The 20,495-nt window shown below is 70.4% G+C and carries 20 protein-coding genes; 2 read left to right on the top strand and 18 right to left on the bottom strand.

Going from position 1 to position 20,495, the window contains the following annotated elements; genetic code table 11:
- Nucleotides 1-18: 18 nt before the first annotated feature.
- The 10 genes from MTBUT4_RS04240 to ftsE form a co-directional block, all read right to left on the bottom strand.
- Complete coding sequence (locus tag MTBUT4_RS04240) at nucleotides 19-513, bottom strand: CarD family transcriptional regulator (protein ID WP_173978418.1); 495 nt, start codon at nucleotides 511-513, stop codon at nucleotides 19-21.
- Between the two features lie 296 nt (nucleotides 514-809).
- The gene (fdxA, locus tag MTBUT4_RS04235) at nucleotides 810-1,139 is read right to left on the bottom strand and encodes a ferredoxin FdxA (protein WP_173978417.1); all 330 of its coding nucleotides are present in this window, start codon (nucleotides 1,137-1,139) and stop codon (nucleotides 810-812) included.
- 26 nt (nucleotides 1,140-1,165) lie between these two features.
- The gene (locus tag MTBUT4_RS04230) at nucleotides 1,166-1,624 is read right to left on the bottom strand and encodes a TerB family tellurite resistance protein (protein ID WP_173978416.1); all 459 of its coding nucleotides are present in this window, start codon (nucleotides 1,622-1,624) and stop codon (nucleotides 1,166-1,168) included.
- Between the two features lie 97 nt (nucleotides 1,625-1,721).
- Nucleotides 1,722-2,465, bottom strand: a complete 744-nt coding sequence (locus MTBUT4_RS04225) for a TerC family protein (RefSeq protein WP_173978415.1) — start codon at nucleotides 2,463-2,465, stop codon at nucleotides 1,722-1,724.
- Between the two features lie 41 nt (nucleotides 2,466-2,506).
- Nucleotides 2,507-2,830 (bottom strand): RNA-binding S4 domain-containing protein, encoded by a 324-nt coding sequence (locus MTBUT4_RS04220; protein ID WP_254434732.1) that lies wholly within the window; start codon nucleotides 2,828-2,830, stop codon nucleotides 2,507-2,509.
- 288 nt (nucleotides 2,831-3,118) lie between these two features.
- On the bottom strand, nucleotides 3,119-5,440 hold the full coding sequence (locus MTBUT4_RS04215) for an adenosylcobalamin-dependent ribonucleoside-diphosphate reductase (protein ID WP_173978413.1): 2,322 nt from the start codon (nucleotides 5,438-5,440) through the stop codon (nucleotides 3,119-3,121).
- A 282-nt stretch (nucleotides 5,441-5,722) separates the two neighbouring features.
- Nucleotides 5,723-6,436 (bottom strand): 1-acyl-sn-glycerol-3-phosphate acyltransferase, encoded by a 714-nt coding sequence (locus tag MTBUT4_RS04210; RefSeq protein WP_173978412.1) that lies wholly within the window; start codon nucleotides 6,434-6,436, stop codon nucleotides 5,723-5,725.
- Nucleotides 6,433-7,065, bottom strand: a complete 633-nt coding sequence (locus MTBUT4_RS04205; protein WP_173978411.1) for a YdcF family protein — start codon at nucleotides 7,063-7,065, stop codon at nucleotides 6,433-6,435. The genes MTBUT4_RS04210 and MTBUT4_RS04205 overlap by 4 nt, the downstream gene beginning before the upstream one ends.
- On the bottom strand, nucleotides 7,062-7,952 hold the full coding sequence (locus MTBUT4_RS04200; protein ID WP_173978410.1) for an ABC transporter permease: 891 nt from the start codon (nucleotides 7,950-7,952) through the stop codon (nucleotides 7,062-7,064). The genes MTBUT4_RS04205 and MTBUT4_RS04200 overlap by 4 nt, the downstream gene beginning before the upstream one ends.
- A 3-nt stretch (nucleotides 7,953-7,955) precedes the next feature.
- Nucleotides 7,956-8,645, bottom strand: a complete 690-nt coding sequence (ftsE, locus tag MTBUT4_RS04195; RefSeq protein WP_173978409.1) for a cell division ATP-binding protein FtsE — start codon at nucleotides 8,643-8,645, stop codon at nucleotides 7,956-7,958.
- Nucleotides 8,646-8,766: 121 nt separating this feature from the next.
- Here ftsE and MTBUT4_RS04190 point away from each other — a divergent pair, with 121 nt between their 5' ends.
- On the top strand, nucleotides 8,767-9,708 hold the full coding sequence (locus MTBUT4_RS04190) for a DUF3426 domain-containing protein (protein ID WP_173978408.1): 942 nt from the start codon (nucleotides 8,767-8,769) through the stop codon (nucleotides 9,706-9,708).
- A gap of 237 nt (nucleotides 9,709-9,945) precedes the next feature.
- On the opposite strand, the gene phoU is transcribed toward MTBUT4_RS04190, so the two are convergent.
- From phoU to tsaD, 8 genes are all read right to left on the bottom strand, one after another.
- Entirely contained in the window at nucleotides 9,946-10,653 is a 708-nt protein-coding gene (phoU, locus tag MTBUT4_RS04185; RefSeq protein WP_173978407.1) for a phosphate signaling complex protein PhoU, read from the bottom strand.
- A gap of 13 nt (nucleotides 10,654-10,666) precedes the next feature.
- Complete coding sequence (gene pstB, locus MTBUT4_RS04180) at nucleotides 10,667-11,470, bottom strand: phosphate ABC transporter ATP-binding protein PstB (protein WP_173978406.1); 804 nt, start codon at nucleotides 11,468-11,470, stop codon at nucleotides 10,667-10,669.
- A gap of 73 nt (nucleotides 11,471-11,543) precedes the next feature.
- Nucleotides 11,544-15,308 (bottom strand): cobaltochelatase subunit CobN, encoded by a 3,765-nt coding sequence (cobN, locus tag MTBUT4_RS04175; protein ID WP_173978405.1) that lies wholly within the window; start codon nucleotides 15,306-15,308, stop codon nucleotides 11,544-11,546.
- Nucleotides 15,309-15,495: 187 nt separating this feature from the next.
- Nucleotides 15,496-16,506 carry a cobalamin biosynthesis protein CobW gene (gene cobW, locus MTBUT4_RS04170; protein ID WP_173978404.1) on the bottom strand — a complete coding sequence of 337 codons (1,011 nt, stop codon included), beginning with the start codon at nucleotides 16,504-16,506 and terminating at the stop codon, nucleotides 15,496-15,498.
- Nucleotides 16,503-17,015: a bifunctional adenosylcobinamide kinase/adenosylcobinamide-phosphate guanylyltransferase gene (gene cobU / locus MTBUT4_RS04165; RefSeq protein ID WP_173978403.1), complete on the bottom strand. Its 513-nt coding sequence runs from the start codon at nucleotides 17,013-17,015 to the stop codon at nucleotides 16,503-16,505. The genes cobW and cobU overlap by 4 nt, the downstream gene beginning before the upstream one ends.
- Nucleotides 17,015-18,172, bottom strand: a complete 1,158-nt coding sequence (locus MTBUT4_RS04160; RefSeq protein ID WP_173978402.1) for an iron-containing alcohol dehydrogenase — start codon at nucleotides 18,170-18,172, stop codon at nucleotides 17,015-17,017. The genes cobU and MTBUT4_RS04160 overlap by 1 nt, the downstream gene beginning before the upstream one ends.
- A gap of 10 nt (nucleotides 18,173-18,182) precedes the next feature.
- Complete coding sequence (locus MTBUT4_RS04155; RefSeq protein ID WP_173978401.1) at nucleotides 18,183-18,443, bottom strand: hypothetical protein; 261 nt, start codon at nucleotides 18,441-18,443, stop codon at nucleotides 18,183-18,185.
- A gap of 4 nt (nucleotides 18,444-18,447) precedes the next feature.
- Complete coding sequence (tsaD, locus tag MTBUT4_RS04150) at nucleotides 18,448-19,503, bottom strand: tRNA (adenosine(37)-N6)-threonylcarbamoyltransferase complex transferase subunit TsaD (protein ID WP_173978400.1); 1,056 nt, start codon at nucleotides 19,501-19,503, stop codon at nucleotides 18,448-18,450.
- Between the two features lie 50 nt (nucleotides 19,504-19,553).
- Between tsaD and hemC the strand changes: the two genes are divergently transcribed.
- On the top strand, nucleotides 19,554-20,495 hold the full coding sequence (gene hemC / locus MTBUT4_RS04145) for a hydroxymethylbilane synthase (protein WP_173978399.1): 942 nt from the start codon (nucleotides 19,554-19,556) through the stop codon (nucleotides 20,493-20,495).

The following is a 20,495-nucleotide window of genomic DNA, read 5'->3' as shown; positions in this document are numbered from 1 at the left end:
GATCGCGTCAACGCGGGTTTAAGCGGCGTCGAGCAGCTTTTCCAGCATGGCGGTGGCGGCCTGGGTGTCGATGCGCTCGACCGCGGCCAGTTCCGAGGCCAGGCGCTCGAGCGCCGCCTCGTAGATCTGGCGCTCGGAATAGGACTGGTCGGGCTGGTTGGCGTTGCGGTGCAGGTCGCGCACCACCTCGGCGATGGAGACCGGGTCGCCGGAATTGATCTTGGCCTCGTATTCCTGGGCGCGGCGGCTCCACATGGTGCGCTTGACCTTGGCGCGGCCCTTCAACGTCGACAGCGCGGTATCCATCACCGTCGGCGAGGACAGCTTGCGCAGGCCCGACTTGGTGGCCTTGGCCACCGGCACCCGCAGAGTCATGCGGTCGCGGTCGAAGGTGATCACGAACAGTTGCAGCTTCATGCCGCCGATTTCCTGGTTCTCGATGGACACCACCTGGCCGACGCCATGGGTGGGGTACACCACGTAATCCCCTTCGGCGAAAGAAACGCTCGACATCTGCTCTCATCCTCGAACTGGGCCGCCACACCGGGCAAGCGAACCGGACCCGCGACACAGGCGGGGATTCCGGCCGCGTCCACGACGGGCGGAAGACGGTTACGTCTGGTTGTTCACTGGGGGCGGACCGGGCCGCCCGATTGCCGCACGGTGCCGACGAGGCCATTCCGGAAGGCCTGATCAGGGGCAAGGTACGACGGACTGGTTCTTATATCATAAGCGTCCGACCGAATCCCAGTGAAAAAGCCCGGCCGCCGGAATCGGCGGGCCGGGCCCGGGAATCCAGCGTTGCGGCGCTACTTGCCGGGATTGGGCGACAGCAGGGCGGCCTTGCCCGGCTTGTTCTTCCATTCTTCGGCGTCGGCCGGCACCGGTCCCTTCTTGGTGATGTTGGGCCATTGCGCGGCGTAGTCGCGGTTCAACTGGAGCCAGTCGGCGGTGCGCGGATCGGAATCGGCGAAGATGGCCTCGGCCGGGCATTCCGGCTCGCACACGCCGCAATCGATGCATTCGTCGGGATTGATGGCCAGGAAGTTCTCGCCCTCGTAGAAGCAGTCCACCGGGCAGACTTCGACACAATCCTGGTACTTGCACTTGATGCAGTTCTCGGTAACCACGTACGTCATGGGTTCACTCCGCTGAAATCGCCCGGTCAGGCGAGACCCTTGTCGAGGCCGAGGCGGGCCAGCGCGCGCTTGCGCGCCTCGCCGGATTCGCGATCGGGCACGTAGAGAAGGCCGGCGATGCGGCGCATCAGATTGGCCTCGTAATCATGGAGGAAGCCGTCGGCATAGACCACTTCCCACAGCATCTCCATCATCCGCGCCCGCTCGGCCTGATCGAAACTGTCCTTGATGATCCTGGTATTCTCGTAAAGCTCCACCGAATCGGCCACCATCTGGCAGCCTTCGGCGAACAGCTCGGCGGCCTGGGCCGGCGGAATGGCGAACCGTTCGGCCAGCAGCATCTCGACCCGGGCGCGCTCGCCCTCCTCGAGGCGGCCGTCCAGGGTGGCGGCTTCGACCAGCAGCGCCGACGCCGCCCGGCGCAGCCGCATCTCGGGGTCCTCGGCGCTGCCGCCGGCAAGCATTTCCTTCAGGCGAGCGAACATCCCGGACTCCCGCACATGCGGCGGCGGGCAACCGGCCGCCGCCGCATGCGATACCATAGGCCGGGGGCCGGCTCAACCCCAGCGGCCGAAGGGTTTCTTACAACGAGTTGCGCAGCTTCACCGGCTTGCGGCGGCGGCGGGCGGCGAGATTGAGGGCCTCGACCGCCACCGAGAAGCCCATGGCGAAGTAGAGGTAGCCCTTGGGAATGTGGACGCCCATGCCCTCGGCCACCAGCGACATGCCCACCAGCAGCAGGAAGGACAGCGCCAGCATCTTCACCGTCGGGTGCTTGGAAACGAAGGCCGACAGCGGGCCGGCGGCCACCAGCATGATGATCATGGCGATGACCACCGCCGCCACCATCACCGGCAGCTGATCGACCATGCCCACCGCGGTGATGACCGAATCCAGCGAAAAGACGATGTCGAGAATGCCGATCTGGATGATGGTGGCGGTGAAACCCGCGGCGACGGCCGGGGCCACGGCGCCGTCGTCGCCCTCCCCCTCGCCTTCCAGCGAGCCGTGGATTTCATGGGTGGCCTTGGCCAGCAGGAAGACGCCGCCGCCGATCAGGATGATGTCGCGCCACGACACCGCGTGGCCGAGGACGCTGAACACCGGCTCGACCAGGCCGACGATCCAGGCCAGCGAGGCCAGCAACATCAGCCGCGTCACCAGGGCGAAGGCCAGGCCCAGCTTGCGCGCCAGCGGCCGCTGCTCCTCCGGCAGGCGGTCGGCCAGGATGGCCAGGAAGACCAGATTGTCGATGCCGAGCACGATCTCCAACGCCGACAGGGTCAGCAGGCTGATCCAGATCTGGGGGTCGCTGAGCCATTCCATGGGGGGAGTCTTCTCGCTTGCGGTGACGGGCGAGCGGCAGTTTAGGGAGTTTTGGCGGAATTTCCAGCGCGCCGGCGTCCGAATTCGTCCGGGTCCGGCGGCGGCGGTTCCTCCTCGCGGTAACTGGCCCGGGCCGCGGCGGCCGGGCCGCGGCGCTCGGGCAGCGCCAGGACAGTGACGCGGCGGCGTTTCGGGCCGGTGGGAAACACCAGCTCGTCGCCGGGCCTCACCGGGTGCGAGGGCTTCGCCACGCCGACGCCGTTCAGGCGCACCGCGCCGGATTCGACCACCGCGGCGGCCAGGCTGCGGCTCTTGAAGAACCGCGCGAACCACAGCCACTTGTCGAGACGGAGGGTTTCGGGCAAGGAGGATTCACCACGAAGACACGAAGGACACGAAGACGGTGGTATTTGCGGCAAACCGGTGAAGGATGATCGTCTCGCAGATTTTTCGTCATCCCCGCGAAGGCGGGGATCCATGGTTGAAACAAGTGAAAACCAAGGTCGGAAGCCGCATATGCGGACGCATGGATTCCCGCCTTCGCGGGAATGACGACCTCTTGGTGGGACCAATCCCTTCAGCCGATCGCCCTGGCGGCAGAGTCCCTACCCTGAATTTCTTCGTGTCCTCTGTGCCTCTGTGGTGAATCCACATCACCCGCACTTGGAATAGCCGCACGACGTGCAGGTATCGCAGCCCTCGGACCGGATCAGCGCCGGCTGGTTGCATTTGGGGCAATGGCGCAGGCGGGAATCGCCCAGATTGACCACCTTCCGCTGGTCCCGCGCTTCCGGCGGCTCGCGCGCCGCCTTGGGGTCGGGCAGGAAGCCGATGTCGATCATGTGGCGCTCGATGACCTCGCCGATGGCGGCCAGCAGCGAGGGCACGTAGCGGCCGCCCACCCATTGGCCGCCCCGGGGGTCGAACACCGCCTTCAGCTCCTCGACCACGAAGGCGACGTCGCCGCCCCTGCGGAACACCGCCGAGATCATGCGGGTCAGCGCCACCGTCCAGGCGTAATGCTCCATGTTCTTGGAATTGATGAACACCTCGAAGGGGCGGCGGCGGCCGTCCTGGATGACGTCGTTGATGGTGATGTACATGGCGTGCTCGCTTTCCGGCCAGCGCACCTTGTAGGTCTTGCCCGGCAGCTCCTCGGGGCGGTCGAGGGGGCGGGTGAGGTGGATCACCGCGCCGGCCTCCAGGTGGTCCTCGGGGCGCGGCGCGACCTTCTCCAGCGGCAGCTGCGGCTCGGCCGGGTCGGCGGCGGGCTCCGCCTCCTTCCGCACCTCCAGCACGGCGCCGGTGACGTCGTTGGGGCGATAGGTGGTGCAGCCCTTGCAGCCCAGCTCGTAGGCCTGCTCATAGACGTCGCGGAAGGCGTCGAAGGCGATGCTCTCGGGCACGTTGATGGTCTTGGAGATGGAGGAATCGATGTACTTCTGCACCGCCGCCTGCATCACCACGTGCTCGCCGGGCGAGAGGCGCTGGGCATCGACGAAATAGGACGGCAGCGGCGCGGTCTCGCCCTTCAGGCGGCGGAACAGGTGGTAGGCGTAGTCGGTCACCTCTTCCTCGCGCCGCGTGCCGTCGCGCTGCAGGACGCCCCTGGTATAGGCGAAGCTGAACACCGGCTCGAGGCCCGACGAGACGTTGTCGGCGAACAGCGAGATGGTGCCGGTCGGCGCGATGGAGGTCAGCAGGGCGTTGCGGATGCCGTGCTCGGCGATGGCCGCCTGGACGTCGGCATCGAGCGAGCGCACGGTCTCGCCGGCCAGGTAGCTTTCCTTCTCGTAGAGCGGAAAGGCCCCCTTCTCGGCGGCCAGTTCGGCCGAGGCGAGATAGGCCTCGCGCCGGATCGCCGCCATCCACTGCTCGGTCAGCCGGATCGCCTCCTTGCCGCCGTAGCGCGCGCCGCACAGGATCAGGGCGTCGGCCAGGCCGGTGACCCCCAGGCCGATGCGCCGCTTGGCCCGGGCCTCGCGCTCGTGCTGGTCGAGGGGAAAGCGCGAGACGTCGATGACGTTGTCCATCATCCGCACCGCCACCCGCACGATCTCCCTCAGGGCGCCGAGGTCCAGGCGGGCCCCGTCCTCGAACGGATCGAGCACCAGCTTGGCCAGGTTGACCGAGCCCAGCAGGCAGACGCCATAGGGTGGCAGCGGCTGTTCGCCACACGGATTGGTGGCATGGATGGTTTCGCAGTAATGCAGGTTGTTCAGCCGGTTGATGCGGTCGATGAAGATCACCCCGGGTTCGGCATAGGCGTAGGTCGCGCGCATGATGCGGTCCCACAGGGCGCGGGCCGGCAGCGACTTGTAGACGGTGCCGTTGAAGGTCAGCTCCCAGGCCGCGTCCTGCTTGACGGCGGCCATGAAGGCATCGGTGACCAGCACCGACAGGTTGAACATGCGCAGCCGCCCGGCCTCGCGCTTGGCGTCGATGAAGGCCTCGATGTCGGGGTGGTCGCAGCGCATGGTCGCCATCATGGCGCCGCGGCGCGAGCCGGCGCTCATGATGGTGCGGCACATGGCGTCCCACACGTCCATGAACGACAGCGGCCCCGAGGCGTCGGCGCCGACCCCCTTCACATGCGCCCCCTTGGGCCGCAGCGTCGAGAAATCGTAGCCGATGCCGCCGCCCTGCTGCATGGTCAGGGCGGCTTCCTTCAAATGCTCGAAGATGCCGGCCATGTCGTCGGGGATGTCGCCCATGACGAAGCAGTTGAACAGGGTGACGCGCCGCTCGCTGCCGGCCCCCGACAGGATGCGGCCGGCGGGCAGGAACTTGAAATCCGCGAGCACCGCATAGAACCGCTCCTCCCACGCCGCCGGGTCGGCCTCGGCCGCGGCCAGCGCGCGGGCGACGCGGCGCCACGAATCCTCGATGGTCTTGTCCACAGGCGTGCCGTCGGCGGCCTTCAGCCGGTACTTCATGTCCCAGATCTGCTGGGAGATGGCGGCAACCTGGGTCATGGCCTGTCCTCCACATCCGGGACGGGGGCTCGGCGCCACCCCCGGCCTTTTCGGAAAAATTGTTGGAAATCCGCGCATTCCGGCGGCTCGGGGGCAGTCTAGGACTCCGCCGCGAGGCCCGTCAAGAGTTAATGTTCTTATTTCGTTTCCACAGGGCAAGCCGTTGATTCCACACGGCAAGAAGGGGTTATCCCCGCTTGTCCACAGGGCTATCGGGTCACCGCCCGAGGGCGAAGTCCACAAAGCTATCCACAGGGGATGGTAGGACCAGGGTCCGGCGGGTCAGCCCGCCCGCGCCTCGTCGGCCAGGCGGGCGCTGGCCTCCTCGATGCGGCGCTGCAGCTCGGCCATGAAGGCCTTGCGGTCCAGTCCCGGGGGGATCGGCTCGAGGAATTCGATGGTGGCGATGCCGGGGCGCTTGGCCAGGCTGCCGCGGCCCCAGAACATGCCGGTGTTCAGCGCCGCCGGCACGCAGGCCACCCCCAAGGCCGCGTACAGCATGGCCACGCCGCTGTGGTAGTCGGGGGCCTCGCCCACGTCCATGCGGTGGCCCTCGGGGAAGATCAGCACCTGGCGGCCCTCGGCGACGGCCTCGCCGGCGCCCTTGACCATGTCCTTCAGCGCCCGGGTGCCGGCGGCGCGGTCGATGGCGATCACTCCGGTCTTGCCCAGGTACCAGCCGAAGATGGGAATGCGCAGCAGCTCCTTCTTCAGGATCACCGCCGGGTCGGACAGGATCAGCCGGTAGGCGAAGGTCTCCAGCGTCGACTGGTGCTTCGAGGCGACCAGGGCGGCCCCGGCCGGCGGCGTGCCCCGCACCTGCCACGACAGCCCGCACAGAGTCTTCAGCAGGACGAACACGCCCCGCACCCAGACCTTGGCGGCGGCGGTGGCGGCGGCGCGGGGGGCCAGCAGCAGCGGCAGGTAGAGGGTGCCCAGCCCCAGGGTCCACACCTGGAGGGCGACGAAGAACAGCAGCGAGCGGAATTGAGTCACGGCGTGGTCGGCTTTCGCGGCAGGAACCAGTGGCGGGCCATGGCCGCCAGATACTTCGAATACTCGGTGGCAAGCAAGGCCGCCGTGCCCGGCCAGCGCCACCATTCGCGGCTTTTCACCGTGTCGGGGAACACCGGATGCGGCACGATGCGGATGCCCGGCATGGCGCGGCGGAACTCCAGCAGCGAGCGCGGCATGTGATAGGCGCCGGTGACCAGCCGGAGCGAGCCGACGCGGCTGCCCGACACCCAGGCGGCGGTCTCGGTGGCGTTGCCGACGGTATCGTCGGCGGCATGGCCCAGCACCATCGCCCCGGCCGCGCCCGACCCGGCGGCCGGAGCCTGGCGCATCAGGTCGCCGGGTTCGACGCCGGGATGCACCCCGGACACGAACAGGGTGCCGGAGCGCCCGGCCTCCAGCAGCGCCAGGCCGGTGGCCAGGCGTTCGCTCCCGCCCGTCAGCACGACGATGGCGTCGGTGCGCGAGAGCGGATCCTCGACCCGGTCGGGCAGGGTGGCGACGAACCACAGGAATCCGGCCGCCCACGCCGCCGCCAGCGCCACCAGCGCGGTGAGTCCGCGCCCCCCCAGGCGCAGCAGGGTGCGCCACCGGAAGACCGCGCCGGTCATGGCATCCGCGCCAGGGTGCCGTGGACGGTGAGGCGGGCGGTGAGCATGGCCAGCAGCGCCGCCGCCAGCGGCAGCAGCGCCACCACCACCCAGCCCGGCAGGGACACCGTCAGCTGCGGCAGGAAGCCGCCCTCGACCCGCCGCGCCGCCCAGCCGATCATGGTCAGCGTCGGCACCGCCAGGGCCAGGCCCAGGACCCCGCCGGCAAAGCCCAGCGCGAAGGCGCGGTCGGCGAACTGGCGGGCGATGTAGTCGTCGCGCGCCCCGATCAGGTGCAGCACCTCGATGATGCCGCGGTTGACCGCCATGCCGGTGCGGGTGGCGTAGATCACCGTGGCCGAGGTGACGCAGCCGATCAGGACGACGATGGCGATGGCCACCCAGCCGGTGGTGCGCGACAGGTTGATCAGGCGCGACAGCCAGACCCGATGGTCGTCCAGGCTGACCCCGGGCACGGCCTTGCCCAGGCGCTCCGCCAGCAATCCGAGGTCGAGACGGACGCCGGGATCGACGGAGACATCAATGAGGCGCGGCAGCGGCAAATCCTTGACCACGTCGGCGCTGCCCAGCCAGGGTTCCAGCAGCGCGGTGATCTGGCGCTTGTCCAGCGCGCGCACGGCCTCGACCCCGTGGGTGCGGCGGATCAGCTCCACCGCCTGGCGCACCCGCTCCTCGGTCAGGGCGTCGCCGGATTCGCCCGGCACCGGCATCACCTGGACGGTCAGCGTGCCGGCGACGTCGCGGTCCCAGCGGTCGATCAACCCGTTGAGCACGAACACCGCCGCCACCGCCACCGCCGACAGATAGACCATCAGCGCCACCAGCCAGGGCAGGAACTTGCTGGTGGCGTCGCCCTTGAGCGGCAGTTCGGAGCGGCGGCCGAACACCTCTCAGCTCCCCTGCCGCACGGTGCCGTGCTCGAGATGCAGGCGGGAATGGTGGGCGAAGCGGCCCACCAGATGCTCGTTGTGGGTGGCGATGACCACGGTGGTGCCCAGCTTGTTCAACTCCTCGAACAGATAGAGAAGGCGCATGGCGATGTGGTCGTCGACGTTGCCGGTGGGCTCGTCGGCGAGCAGCAGGTCGGGCCGGCCGATCACCGCGCGGGCGATGGCGACGCGCTGCTTCTGGCCGCCCGACAGGGTCGATGGCCGGGCATTCAGGTGCTCGGCCAGGCCGACCCAGCCCAGCAGCTCGGGCACGTGCTTGTGCACCTCGGATTCCCGGACGCCGCGCACCCTGAGCGGCAGCGCCACGTTGTCCAGCGCCGACAGGTGGTCGAGCAGGCGGAAATCCTGGAACACCACGCCGATGCGGCGCCGGAGCGCCGGCAGTTCGTAGCGCTTGGTCAGCGCGATGTCCTTGTCGAACAGCATCACCCGCCCGCGGCTGGGGCGCAGGCCCAGATACATCAGGCGGAGCAGCGACGATTTGCCGGCGCCCGAGGCGCCGGTGAGGAAATGGAAGGACCCGGACGGCAGCGCGAAATTGATGTCCTGCAGGACCTCGGGTCCGAGGCCATAGCGCAGTCCGACGCCGTCGAACCGGATGATGTGTTCCCCACGAGGGCGATGCCGCACGGTAGCTTCTCCCGATGGGCGCGAAGGATGACACGGGCCGGAGCACCTCGTCCAGCGCGCGCTTGTGTTGGATTGCCCTAAAGCCTATAAGGAAGGTCGTCCCGGCTGGTCGTCCGAGAGCATGCAAGTCAGCTGTCCCAACTGCGCCACCAATTTCTCCGTGCCCGACAAGGCCCTTGGGGCCGAAGGGCGTACGCTGAAATGCGCGAAGTGCGGACACCGGTGGTTCCAGACCCCGGCGGTCGGGCTGGCCACCATCGCCCCCCCGCGTCCCGCTCCGCCGCCGCCGGCGCGCCGTCCGGCGCCCGCTCCGGCCGCCGCCCCCCCGGCCCGCGCCCCGACCCGTGCCCCGGCGCCCGAGCCGCCGCGGGCCAGCTTCAACCCGGTGCGCGATCCCGACCCCGATCTGGAGTTCGAGACGCCCGCGTCCATGGCCCGGGCCCACGAGGCCGAGGAGGACCTGGACTTCGAGATGGAGCCGCCGCCGGTGCCCAATCTCGGCCCGCGGCCCAAGGCCGATGGCGAACCGGCCGATCTCGACCTCGATTCCGACGCGCCGCAGCCCATCCCCACCATGTTCGCCAACAAGCCCGACGGCAAGAAGGGCACCGGCGGCCTGTGGCTGCTGCTGCTGCTGCTGCTGCTGGGCGGCGCCGGCGGCGCCGGCTATTACTTCCAGGACCGGGTGGTCGACATGTGGCCGCCGGCGCACAAGATCCTGGCCGATCTCGGCCTGCGCCACGAGAAGCCGGGAACCGGCCTGGAACTGCGCAACGCCGGCACGCCCGAGCGCTTCGTCCACAACAATACCGAAGTGCTGATCGTGCGCGGCATCATCGCCAACGTCTCGGACCGCGAGCGTCCGGTGCCGACCATGAAGCTGGTCCTGCTGGACCGCGACAGGAAGCCGGTGCAGGAGAAGCTGGCGCAGCCGCCGGTGAACAGCCTGGATCCGGGCGGCACCGCCGGCTTCCGCATCATCCTGGAACGCCCCGACCCCAACGCCACCGAGGTCAACGTGCTGTTCGTGGACGCCGCCGAGGCGGCCGAGGCGGCGAAGTAGGGCGCTGACGTTGCGGGGGCTTCGCATCATTCGGGCCTCATCCTGAGGAGCCGCCGCAGGCGGCGTCTCGAAGGCCTCATCCTGAGGAGCCGCCGCAGGCGGCGTCTCGAAGGACGAGACCCGTCGCACGGCATGTCCATGGCCCGCCCCATCCTTCGAGACGAGCGCTGCGCGCTCTCCTCAGGATGAGGCTACGGATACGGAATGAGCCGAATCGGCGCCCATGGGGCGCCGCCCTTACACCCCGCCGTCGAAGACGTCGCGCCGGGGGCGGTGGCGGTCGAGGGGGCGGGCGGTGACCAGGAAATAGGTCATCTCGGCGATGTTGGTGGCGTGATCGCCGATGCGCTCAAACGTCTTGGCGACGAACATCAGCTGGCTGGCGGCGGTGATGGTGCGCGCATCCTCCATCATGTAGGTGAGGATTTCGCGGAACAGGCTGGCGTGCATCTCGTCGATTTCCTGGTCGCGGCCGTGCACCGCCAGGGCGGTATCGGCGTCGTAGGCGAGATAGGCCCCCAGCACCTCGTGCAGCATGACCTGGACCTTCCGCCCCATGCGCACCAGCGAACGGGTCGGAGCCATGGCCGGGTTGTCGTTGAGGATGACGGTGCGGCGCGCCGCGCTGGCGGCATGGTCGGCCACCCGCTCGAGGTTGCCCGCCACCTTGAGGGCGGCCACCACCTGGCGCAAATCGTCGGCCAGCGGCGCCCGGAGGGCCAGCAGGCGCAGGGTCTGCTCGTTGACCTGCTGTTCGCAGGCATCCACCGCGGCATCGCCCGCCTTCACCTTCATGGCGGTCTCGGAATCGCGGGCCTCCAGCGCCGCCAGCGCCATGTCCAGCTGGGCCTCGGCGAGGCCGCCCATGCGCGCCAGGATGTCGCGAAGCGTCTTCAGCTGGGCGTCGTAGGACTTGACGATGTGGTCGTCGCCGACGGTTGGCATGGGTACGGACTCCTCAGCCGAAGCGGCCGGTGATGTAGCCTTGGGTGAGCTGGTGCTCGGGTGCGGTGAAGATGCGCTCGGTCGGCCCCACCTCGACCAGATTGCCCAAATGGAAGAACGCCGTCTGCTGCGAGACGCGCGCCGCCTGCTGCATGGAATGGGTGACGATGACGATGGCGAAATTGTCGCGCAGCTCGTCGATCAGCTCCTCGACCCGGGCGGTGGCGATGGGGTCGAGGGCCGAGCACGGCTCGTCCATCAGGATCACCTCGGGGTCCACCGCGATGGCGCGGGCGATGCACAGGCGCTGCTGCTGCCCGCCCGACAGGCCGGTGGCGCGGTCGTGCAGGCGGTCCTTGACCTCGTGCCACAGCCCGGCCCGCTCCAGCGCCCGCTCCACCGCCTCGTCGAGATCGGCCTTGCGCGCGAACAGGCCGTGGATGCGCGGGCCGAAGGCGACGTTGTCGTAGATGGATTTGGGGAAAGGATTGGGCTTCTGGAACACCATGCCGACCCGCATGCGCAGCAGCACCGGATCCAGCGCGCCGGGGCCGTAGAGCGGCTCGCCGTCCAGCGTCACCATGCCGCCGACGCGGGCGCCGGCGACGGTGTCGTTCATGCGGTTGAGGCAGCGCAGGAAGGTGGACTTGCCGCAGCCCGACGGCCCGATCAGGGCGGTCACCCGGTTGCCGGCGATGTCGAGGTCGATCCCGTTGAGCGCCTGCTTGGCGCCGTAATGGACCGTCACTCCGCGCGCCAGGATCTTGGCATCGGTCGCCAGGTTTTCGGCCAGGGTCGGGGCATCCAGCATGGTCATGTGTCTTCCGTCAGCCTGTACAGGGTAGCACCTATACCGACGCGCTGCATGGCGCAACGCAAAACAAAAACCGTCACATTTCCCGGTCCAGCAGGGTCCGCAGGCTGTTGCGCCGCGGGCTCCACATGCGCCGCGCCATCGCCTCGCGCAGGCGGGCGCGGATTTCCTCGAGGGCGGCCGGGTTGTTGTCGGCCAGGAATTGCGCCACCCGCTCGTCCCCGAGATAGGCCTCGGCCACCAGATCGAAGTGGTGCGGCTTGACGGCGCGGGTGGTGGCGGCGAAGGCGAACAGGTAATCCACCGTCGCCGCCATCTCGAAGGCGCCCTTGTAGCCGTGGCGCATCACCCCCTCGATCCATTTGGGATTGGCGGCGCGGCCGCGCACCACCCGGGCGATCTCCTCCTCGAGGGTGCGGATGCGCGGGGATTCGGGGCGCGAATGGTCGGGATGATAGACCGCCGGGGCGCGGCCCGAGGCATGTTCCACCGCCGCCGCCAGGCCGCCCTCGAACTGGTAGTAATCGTCGGAATCGAGCAGATCGTGCTCGCGGTTGTCCTGGTTCTGCACCACCGCCTCGATGCCGGCCAGGCGGTGGCGCAGCAGGTCCTGTCCGGCCGCGCCCTCGGAGCCGCCGCCATAGACCCAGCCGCCCCAGGCGATATAGGCCTCGGCCAGGTCGCCCGGGCCGCTCCAGCCCCGCTCGTCGATCAGCGCCTGCAGCCCGGCGCCGTAGGCCCCCGGCTTGGAGCCGAACACCCGCGCCGCCGCCCGATCCGCGCCCAGCGCCGCGGAATCGGCCCGCACGCGGGCGGCCAGCGGGTTGACGTCCTCGGGCTCATCCAGCGCCGCCACCGCGCGCACCGCCGAATCGAACAGGTTGATGAGGTCGGGGAAGGCGTCGCGGAAGAAGCCCGAGACCCGCAGCGTCACGTCCACCCTCGGCCGGTCGAGCAGACCCGCCGGCATCACCTCGAACCCGGTGACCCGGCGCGAGCCGACATCCCAGCACGGCCGCACCCCCAGCAGCGCCAGTCCCTGCGCGATGTCGTCGCCGCCGGTGCGCATGTTGCTGGTGCCCCAGGCGGTCAGGCCGATGCTGCGCGGCCAGTCGCCGTGTTCCTGCAGGTGGCGCTCGACCAGCAGCTGGGCCGATTTCCAGCCCAGGCTCCAGGCCGCCGGGGTCGGCACCGTGCGGGTGTCGACGGAATAGAAGTTGCGCCCCGTCGGCAGCACGTCGGGCCGGCCGCGGGTCGGCGCCCCCGACGGGCCGGGCGCCACGAAGCGGCCGTCCAGTCCCTTCAGCAGCGCGGCGATCTCGGCGGCGCCGCAGCAATCCACGGCCGGAGCCAGGCTGTCGCGGAGTTGGGCCAAAACTGCGGCGGTGGCGGTCCAGGCGGGATCGCAGGGTTGCTCACCGGCCACCAGGGCGCGGGCCAGGGCCTCCAGGCGTTCCACCGTGTCCCCGACAGTTCGCCAGGCGGCCCCCCCACCCCGACCCTCCCCCGCGAGGGGGGAGGGGGTAATGTCCTTGAGCCCTCCCCCCTCGCGGGGGAGGGTTGGGTGGGGGGGTGGCTCCGCCAGCACCCGCGGTCGGGCACCCTCCCAGGCATCCCCCAGCACGCAATCGAGCGGATCGAAGGCGAGCCCGAGATCGGCCGCCAGCGCCCGCAGCAGCGAGGAATCGCCGGGCGCGCCGCCGCGCGGCACCCGGGCCAGCGCCACCAGCAGGTCGGTGCGCTGGTCGCCCTCGGGCGACAGGCCGAAGACGTGCAGGCCGTCGCGGATCTGCAGCTCCTTCAGCTCGCACAGGTGGTTGTCCAGCTTGGCCAGGGCGGTATCGGCATCGTCCCGGGCGTCGATGCCGAGATCGGCGTCGAGGCCGGACACCGAGGCCAGCGACAGGATCTCGCGCTTCAGCACGGCGAGGCGGCGGGGGTCGAGGCCGGCCGCCTCGTAATATTCGTCCACCAGCCGCTCCAGCTCGCGCAGGGGGCCGTAGCTCTCGGCCCGGGTCAGCGGCGGCGTCAGGTGGTCGATGATCACCGCGCCGGTGCGGCGTTTGGCTTGCGTACCCTCGCCGGGGTCATTGACGATGAAGGGATAGAGGTTGGGCAGCGGCCCCAGGCAGGCGGCGGGATAGCAGGCGGCCGACAACGCCAGCGCCTTGCCCGGCAGCCATTCCAGATTGCCGTGCTTGCCCATGTGGATCACCGCGTCGGCGGCGAAGTCGCGGCGCAGCCAGGCGTGGAAGGCCAGGTAATTGTGCGGCGGCACCAGATCGGGGTCGTGGTAGCTGGCGGCCGGATCGACGTTGTAGCCGCGGGCCGGCTGGATGCCCACCGCCACCTTGCCGAACCGTATGACTGAAATCACAAAGGCGCCGCAGGTCACCTCGCCGGGGCGGAAGAACGGGTCGCCCTCGGGCGGTCCCCAGCGCTCGCGCACCGCCCGCTGCACCGGCTCGGGCAGCTCGGCGAGGAAGCTCATGTAGTCGGGCAGGGCCAGGCTTTCGCGCACCTCGCGCCCGGCCAGCGCCCGCCAGTCGTTGGTCGGCCCGGCCTGCAGCAGCTCGACCAGGGCGTTGCCGTCGGCCGGGATATGATTCAAGTCATAGCCCGCCGTGGCAAGGGCGCGCAGCACCTGGATGGTCCCCGCCGGGGTGTCGAGGCCGACGCCGTTGCCGAGGCGGCCGTCACGGTTGGGATAATTGGCCAGCACCATCATCACCCGGCGTTCAAACGGGGCCTTGCGCCGCAGCCGAGCCCAGGCGGCGGCCAGGGCGGCGGCATGGGCGACGCGGTCGGCCACCGGGGCGTGGCGGGCGAGGTCGCATTGGGTATTGGGATCGCGCAAGGCGGCCTTGAACGACACCGCCCCGGCCAACAGGCGGCCATCGACCTCGGGCAGCGCCACGTTCATGGCGATGTCGCGCGGACCCAGGCCCCGCGTGCCGTCGCGCCATTCGGCCTCGGTCCCGGCCGCCAGCACCACCTGCAGCACCGGGCAATCGGCGCCAGCGAAGGGCGTATCCTCGGGCCGGCCCGGCGCGGCGACGGCGAAGCCGGTGGCGTTGACCACCACGTCGGGGGCGAAATCGGCCAGCACCTCTTCGACCACCGCCGCCGAGGCCGGGTCCTTCAGGGAATGGACGAACAGCCCCACCGCGTCCAGCCCCTCGGCGGCCAGCGCCGCCAGCAGCGCCTCGACCGGGGCGGTGTCGCCGGCCAGCGCCAGGGCGCGGTAGAACACCACCGCCGCCGCCGGCCGGGACGGGTCGCGGGTCTGGCGCCACCTCGTGTCGGGCCAAAGACCGGCGGGCGGCAGCGGCGCCGGCTCGCGCCATTCGCCGGGGCGGCCGATCAGGCCGCCGGCGAAGGCCAGGAACTGCGCCGCGTTGGCCGGGCCGCCGAAGGCCAGATAGCGCCACAGCCGGGTGGTGCTCTCCTCGGGCAGGGTGCACTCGCGGGCCAGGTCGGGATCGGGCTTGTCGTCGCCGGGCAGCAGCGCCAGCGCGATATTGGCGCGGCGGCAGGCGGCGGCGATCTGCTCGATGCCATAGGGCCAATAGGACCGCCCGCCCAGCAGCCGCACCACCACCAGCCGCGCCTTGGCGATGACCGCGTCCACGTACAGGTCCACCGACATGTGGTGGCCCAGCCGGCCGAGATTGGCGAGCCGCAGCTGATAAGGCGCCCCCGCCTGCCCATGGGCGGCGGCCAGCGCCGACAGCTCGGTGTCGGCGGCCGACAGCACCACCACCTCGCCCGGGCTCTGGCCGAGATCGATGGCTTCGCTTCCGTCGCTGATGGTGCCGGGCTGGGCGGCTAACAGGTGCATGGAATCAGCGCTTCCCGAGAGTTTTGGTGAGCGGCCAATGCCCAATAGCAACACGGATGGACGCCGATACGGCTTCGCCTCCCATGGATGGGCACGGATGACGATCCGATGTCCGTGCCCATCCGTGCCGATCTGCGTTCATTCGTGTTGCTGCCGGGTGCTGGTCACACATGCTGGCCCTGGCCGATCACGGAACAATAAGGGCCTCGATGGCGGCCCGGTCCAGCCCCCGGGCGCCGATCACCACCAGGCGGCTGAGGCGTTCCTCGCCCGGTTTCCACGGGCGGTCGAACCAGCGCTCGATGCGGGTGCCGACCGCCTGCACCACGGCGCGGGCGGCCTTGCCCTCCACCGCCAGGAAGCCCTTCAGGCGCAGGATGTCGTGGCCGGCGATAGCGGCCAGCAGCCTGGCCTCCAGCGCGTCGGCGTCGGCCACTTCCGGCAGGGTGACGGCGAAGCTTTCGAAATCGTCGTGGTCGTGGCCGTCCTCGGCGTCGTGATGGCTGGGCCGGGCGGCCAGATCGTCCTCGGCCGCCGCGTCGAGGCCCAGGACGACCAGCGGATCGACGGCGCCGCGCTGGGTGCGCACCACCTTGACCCCGGCGCGCAGGCGGCCCGAGACCTCGGCCAGGGCGGCGGCGTAGCCGTCGGCTTCCACCAGATCGGCCTTGTTCAGCAGCACCAGATCGGCGCAGGCGAGCTGGTCGGTGAACACCTCGTCCAGCGGGTTGTCATGGTCGGGCCGCGCCATGGCTTCCGGGTCGTCGGCGAAACGCCCCGCCGCCACCGCCCCGGCATCGACCACCGCCACCACCCCATCGACGGTGACGCGCGAGCGGATCTCCGGCCAGTGGAAGGCCTTGACCAGCGGCTTGGGCAGCGCCAGGCCGGACGTTTCGATAACGATATGGTCAGGCGGATCGGCGCGGTCCACCAGCTTCTGCATGGTCGGCAGGAACTCGTCGGCGACGGTGCAGCACAGGCAGCCATTGGCCAGCTCGACGATGTCGTCCTCGCGGCAGCCCGCCACCCCGCACGAGGCCAGCAGGTCGCCATCCACCCCGACATCGCCGAACTCGTTGACGATCAGGGCGATGCGGCGGCCCCGATTCTCGGCCAGCAGGTGGCGCACCAGGGTGGTCTTGCCCGCCCCCAGGAAGCCGGTGACGATGGTGGCGGGAATCTTGCGGCGGCTCATGATTGGTCCTTCAGAATGAGGGGAAGGCCGGCGGCGACGAATACCACGCGGCGGCAGGCCTGGGCCATGCGCTGGTTGACCCGGCCCTGGTGGTCGCGGAAGGCGCGGCCCAGGGCATTGTCCGGCACCAGCCCGAGGCCGACCTCGTTGGAGACCAGCACCACCGGTCCGGCCGGGTCGGCCACCACCTCGGCCAGCTTCTCGGTTTCGGCGGCGACGTCGCGGCCGGCATGCATCAGGTTGCTGATCCACAGGGTCAGGCAGTCCACCAGCACCGGCCGCCGGGGATCCAGGTGGCGGTCGAGGGCTTCGGCCAGCTCCAGCGGTTCCTCGACGGTGGTCCAGTCGGGGCCGCGGCGGCGGCGATGGTCGCCGATGCGCGCCGCCATCTCGTCGTCGAAGGCCTGGCCGGTGGCGAGGTAGAGGGCGGGGCCGCCGGCCAGCAGCCCCTCGGCATGGGCGCTCTTGCCCGAGCGGGCACCGCCCAGGACCAGGGTCGAGAGGGCCATCAGGCCGCGTCCAGGATGCGCCGGACCATGGCGGCATCGACGCCGCCATCCTCGCCCAGCGGCAGGGCGCCGCGCGCCTCCAGCCGGCCGGCGATGATCTCGGGGATGTCGGCGGCGACGCCATAGGCGGCCAGGCCGGTGGGCACCCCCACCGAGTCGAAGAAGGCGCGGGTGCGGGCGATGGCCTGGTCGATGCGGGTTTCCTCGTCAGCCTCGCTCAGGCCCCACACCCGCGCCGCGAACTGCAGCAGCTTGGCCCGTTTGGCCTGGCGCCGCACCGCCACCACCCCCGGCCACACCGCCGCCAGGGTGCGGGCGTGGTCGATGCCGGTCAGCGCCGTCAGCTCGTGGCCGATGTAATGGGTGGCCCAGTCCTGCGGCACGCCCTGGCCGATCAGCCCGTTCAGCGCCATGGTGGCACACCACATCAAATCGGCGCGGGCGGCGTAATCGGGGGGAACCGCCATGGCCCGGGGCGCCACCTCGACCAGGGTGGTCATCACCGCCTCGGCCAGGCGGTCGTTGAGCGGCGAGGCGCCGGTCACCGTCAGATACTGCTCGAGCACGTGGACGAAGGCATCGACGATGCCGTTGCCGAGCTGGCGGGCGGGCAGCGAAAAGGTGGTTTCGGGGTCGAGCACCGAGAATTTCGGCGTCACCAGCGGCGAGCCGAAGGCCAGCTTCTCCCGCGTCGCCTCGCGGCTGATGACGGCGTAGGCGTTCATCTCGGACCCGGTGGCCGGCAGGGTCAGCACCACCCCCAGCCCGGCGGCGGCCTCGACCTTGGCGTGGCGGGCCAGGATGTCCCACGGCTCACCCGCGAAGGGAATGGCGGCGGCGATGAACTTGCAGCCATCGGCCACCGAGCCGCCGCCCACCGCCAGCACGAAATCCAACTTCTCGGCGCGGGCCAGCGCCACCGCCCGCATCAGCGTCTCGTAGCGGGGATTGGGCTCGATGCCGCCGAACTCGACGAAGGGATGGCCGGCCGCCCGCAGCGCCGCCACCACCTGTCCATGCACCCCGTTGGCCTTGATCGAACCGCCGCCGTAAGCCAGCAGCACCCGGGCGCCCGAAGAAATCTCGCGCCCCAGGGCGGCGATCTGGCCCTTGCCGAACAGCAGCTTCACCGGGTTGTGGAAGACGAAATTGTCCATGAAAGATCTCCTAGAAGCTCACATCGGTGGGGTCGATGCCCCAGGAATCGGTGCGGGCCGCCAGTCGCAGCGCGATGCGCTTGATGTCGGTCTCGGCCTCGCCGGCATTCTTCCATTCGAAGCGCAGCGTGCCCAGCGCCTCGAACACCGCGGTGACGCGGAATTTCGGCGGCAGGTGCAGGCGGGCCAGTTCGGCCATGGCCTCCTCGAAGGCCTGGGTCCAGTCCTCGGGCATGGGCGGCACCTGGGCGATCAGCCAGGGATAGAGCATGGCCTTACGCCTTCACGCCGGCGCCGCGCGCCTTGGGGGCGCCGGGGTCGAGGGGCCAGCGCGGACGGGGGGCGAAGTCCAGGGGATCGGTCAGGCAGAGGCGCAGCCGCTCGATGCCGGCCCAGGCGATCATGGCGGCGTTGTCGGTGCACAAGGCCAGCGGCGGCGCCAGGAACTCCATGCCGGCCTCCGCCGCCGTGGCGGTCAGGGCCTGGCGCAGGGCGGTGTTGGCGGCGACGCCGCCGGCCACCACCAGGTGGCGGCCCTCGGGCCAGCGCTCGCGGAACAGGGCGATGGCGCGCCGGGTGCGCTCGGCCACCGACTCCGCCACCGCCGCCTGGAAGCCGGCGGCGACGTCGGCGGCGTCGCGCTCGCCGAGCGGCCGGGGCAGGCCCTCCACCAGCAGCCGCACGGCGTTCTTGAGCCCCGAGAACGAGAAGTCGCAGCCCGGCCGGCCCTTCATCGGCCGCGGCAGGGCGAAGCGGGCGGGATCGCCGGTCTGGGCCGCCCGCTGCACCGCCGGGCCGCCGGGATAGCCGAGGCCCAGCATCTTGGCCACCTTGTCGAAGGCCTCGCCGGCGGCGTCGTCGATGGTGGTGCCCAGCCGGCGGTACGCGCCCACCCCCAGCACCGCCAGCAGCTGGCAATGGCCGCCCGAGACCAGCAGCAGCAGATAGGGGAAGGCGATGGACTCGGTCAGCCGGGCGGTCAAGGCGTGGCCTTCCAGGTGGTTGACCGCCAGGAAGGGCTTGCCCGCCACCAGGGCGATGGCCTTGGCGGTCATCACCCCCACCATCACCCCGCCGATCAGGCCGGGCCCGCCGGTGGCCGCCACCGCGTCCAGTTCGGCGAAGGACAGCCCGGCCCGCGCCATCACCCCGGCGACCAGACGGTCGACGTGCTCCAGGTGGGAGCGGGCGGCGATCTCGGGCACTACGCCGCCGAACGGGCGGTGTTCCTCCAGCTGCGACAGCACCAGCTCGGCCAGGATCGCGCGGTCGTCGCGCACCAGGGCCGCCGCCGTCTCGTCGCAACTGGTCTCGATCCCGAGCACGATCAAATGCGTTTCCCCTTTCCAGAACCGGCAGCATTTCCTACAACAGCCGGACCATGAGCGACACACCTATCCTCACCATCGGCACCCGCGGCTCGCCCCTGGCGTTGGCCCAGACCGTTGAGACCCGCGACCGCCTGGCCGCCGCCTGGCCCGAGCTGGCCGCGCCCGGCGCCATCGCCATCCAGGTCATCCAGACCACCGGCGACCTGGTGCAGAACCGCCCGCTGGCCGAGATCGGCGGCAAGGGCCTGTTCACCAAGGAGCTGGACGAGTCCATGCTGGACGGCCGCATCGACCTGGCGGTCCATTCCATGAAGGACGTCCCCACGGTGCTGCCCGACGGCATCGTGCTGCCCTGCGTGCTGCCGCGCGAGGACGTGCGCGACGCCTTCATCTGCCTGAAGGCCAGGACCCTGGCCGAGCTGCCGGCCGGCGCGGTGATCGGCTCGGCCTCCTTGCGCCGCGCCGCCCAGATCCTGCACCGGCGGCCCGACCTCAAGGTGGTGAATTTCCGCGGCAACGTCCAGAGCCGCCTGCGCAAGCTGGGCGAGGGTGCGGTCGACGCCACCCTGCTGGCCATGGCCGGGCTGAACCGCCTGGGCCTGGCCCGGCACGCCGCCTCGGCGCTGGAGCCCGAGGAGATGCTGCCGGCGGTGGCCCAGGGCGCCATCGGCATCACCTGCCGCGGCGGCGACGAGCGGGCGCACCGCTTCCTCGCCGCCCTCAACCACGGCGCCACCATGATCCGCATCACCGCCGAGCGCGCCTTCCTCGCTCGCCTCGACGGCTCGTGCCGCACCCCCATCGCGGCGCTGGCCGAGCTGGATGGCGGGTCGTTGCGCTTCCGTGGCCTGATCGTCAGCCCCGACGGCGCCACCGTGCACGCCACCGCCCGCGCCGGCAGCGCCGCCGATGCCGCCGCCATGGGTGACGACGCGGCGGCCGAGCTGGCGGCGGTCGCCGGTCCCGGCTTCTTCGACTTCAAGAACGGCTAG

It is taken from the genome of Magnetospirillum sp. UT-4 (assembly GCF_902729435.1).
Lineage (GTDB): Bacteria > Pseudomonadota > Alphaproteobacteria > Rhodospirillales > Magnetospirillaceae > Magnetospirillum.
The sequence above is the reverse complement of the archived record's forward strand: the minus strand, read 5'-3'. Positions and strand labels throughout refer to the sequence as shown.

Bases quoted from the DNA above. Each gene is read 5' to 3' on its own strand.
- MTBUT4_RS04240 (WP_173978418.1), bottom strand. From the start codon at position 513: ATGTCGAGCGTTTCTTTCGCCGAAGGGGATTACGTGGTGTACCCCACC.
- fdxA (WP_173978417.1), bottom strand. From the start codon at position 1,139: ATGACGTACGTGGTTACCGAGAACTGCATCAAGTGCAAGTACCAGGAT.
- MTBUT4_RS04230 (WP_173978416.1), bottom strand. From the start codon at position 1,624: ATGTTCGCTCGCCTGAAGGAAATGCTTGCCGGCGGCAGCGCCGAGGAC.
- MTBUT4_RS04225 (WP_173978415.1), bottom strand. From the start codon at position 2,465: ATGGAATGGCTCAGCGACCCCCAGATCTGGATCAGCCTGCTGACCCTG.
- MTBUT4_RS04215 (WP_173978413.1), bottom strand. From the start codon at position 5,440: ATGACCCAGGTTGCCGCCATCTCCCAGCAGATCTGGGACATGAAGTAC.
- MTBUT4_RS04205 (WP_173978411.1), bottom strand. From the start codon at position 7,065: ATGACCGGCGCGGTCTTCCGGTGGCGCACCCTGCTGCGCCTGGGGGGG.
- MTBUT4_RS04190 (WP_173978408.1), top strand. From the start codon at position 8,767: ATGCAAGTCAGCTGTCCCAACTGCGCCACCAATTTCTCCGTGCCCGAC.
- phoU (WP_173978407.1), bottom strand. From the start codon at position 10,653: ATGCCAACCGTCGGCGACGACCACATCGTCAAGTCCTACGACGCCCAG.
- pstB (WP_173978406.1), bottom strand. From the start codon at position 11,470: ATGACCATGCTGGATGCCCCGACCCTGGCCGAAAACCTGGCGACCGAT.
- cobN (WP_173978405.1), bottom strand. From the start codon at position 15,308: ATGCACCTGTTAGCCGCCCAGCCCGGCACCATCAGCGACGGAAGCGAA.
- cobW (WP_173978404.1), bottom strand. From the start codon at position 16,506: ATGAGCCGCCGCAAGATTCCCGCCACCATCGTCACCGGCTTCCTGGGG.
- cobU (WP_173978403.1), bottom strand. From the start codon at position 17,015: ATGGCCCTCTCGACCCTGGTCCTGGGCGGTGCCCGCTCGGGCAAGAGC.
- MTBUT4_RS04160 (WP_173978402.1), bottom strand. From the start codon at position 18,172: ATGGACAATTTCGTCTTCCACAACCCGGTGAAGCTGCTGTTCGGCAAG.
- MTBUT4_RS04155 (WP_173978401.1), bottom strand. From the start codon at position 18,443: ATGCTCTATCCCTGGCTGATCGCCCAGGTGCCGCCCATGCCCGAGGAC.
- hemC (WP_173978399.1), top strand. From the start codon at position 19,554: ATGAGCGACACACCTATCCTCACCATCGGCACCCGCGGCTCGCCCCTG.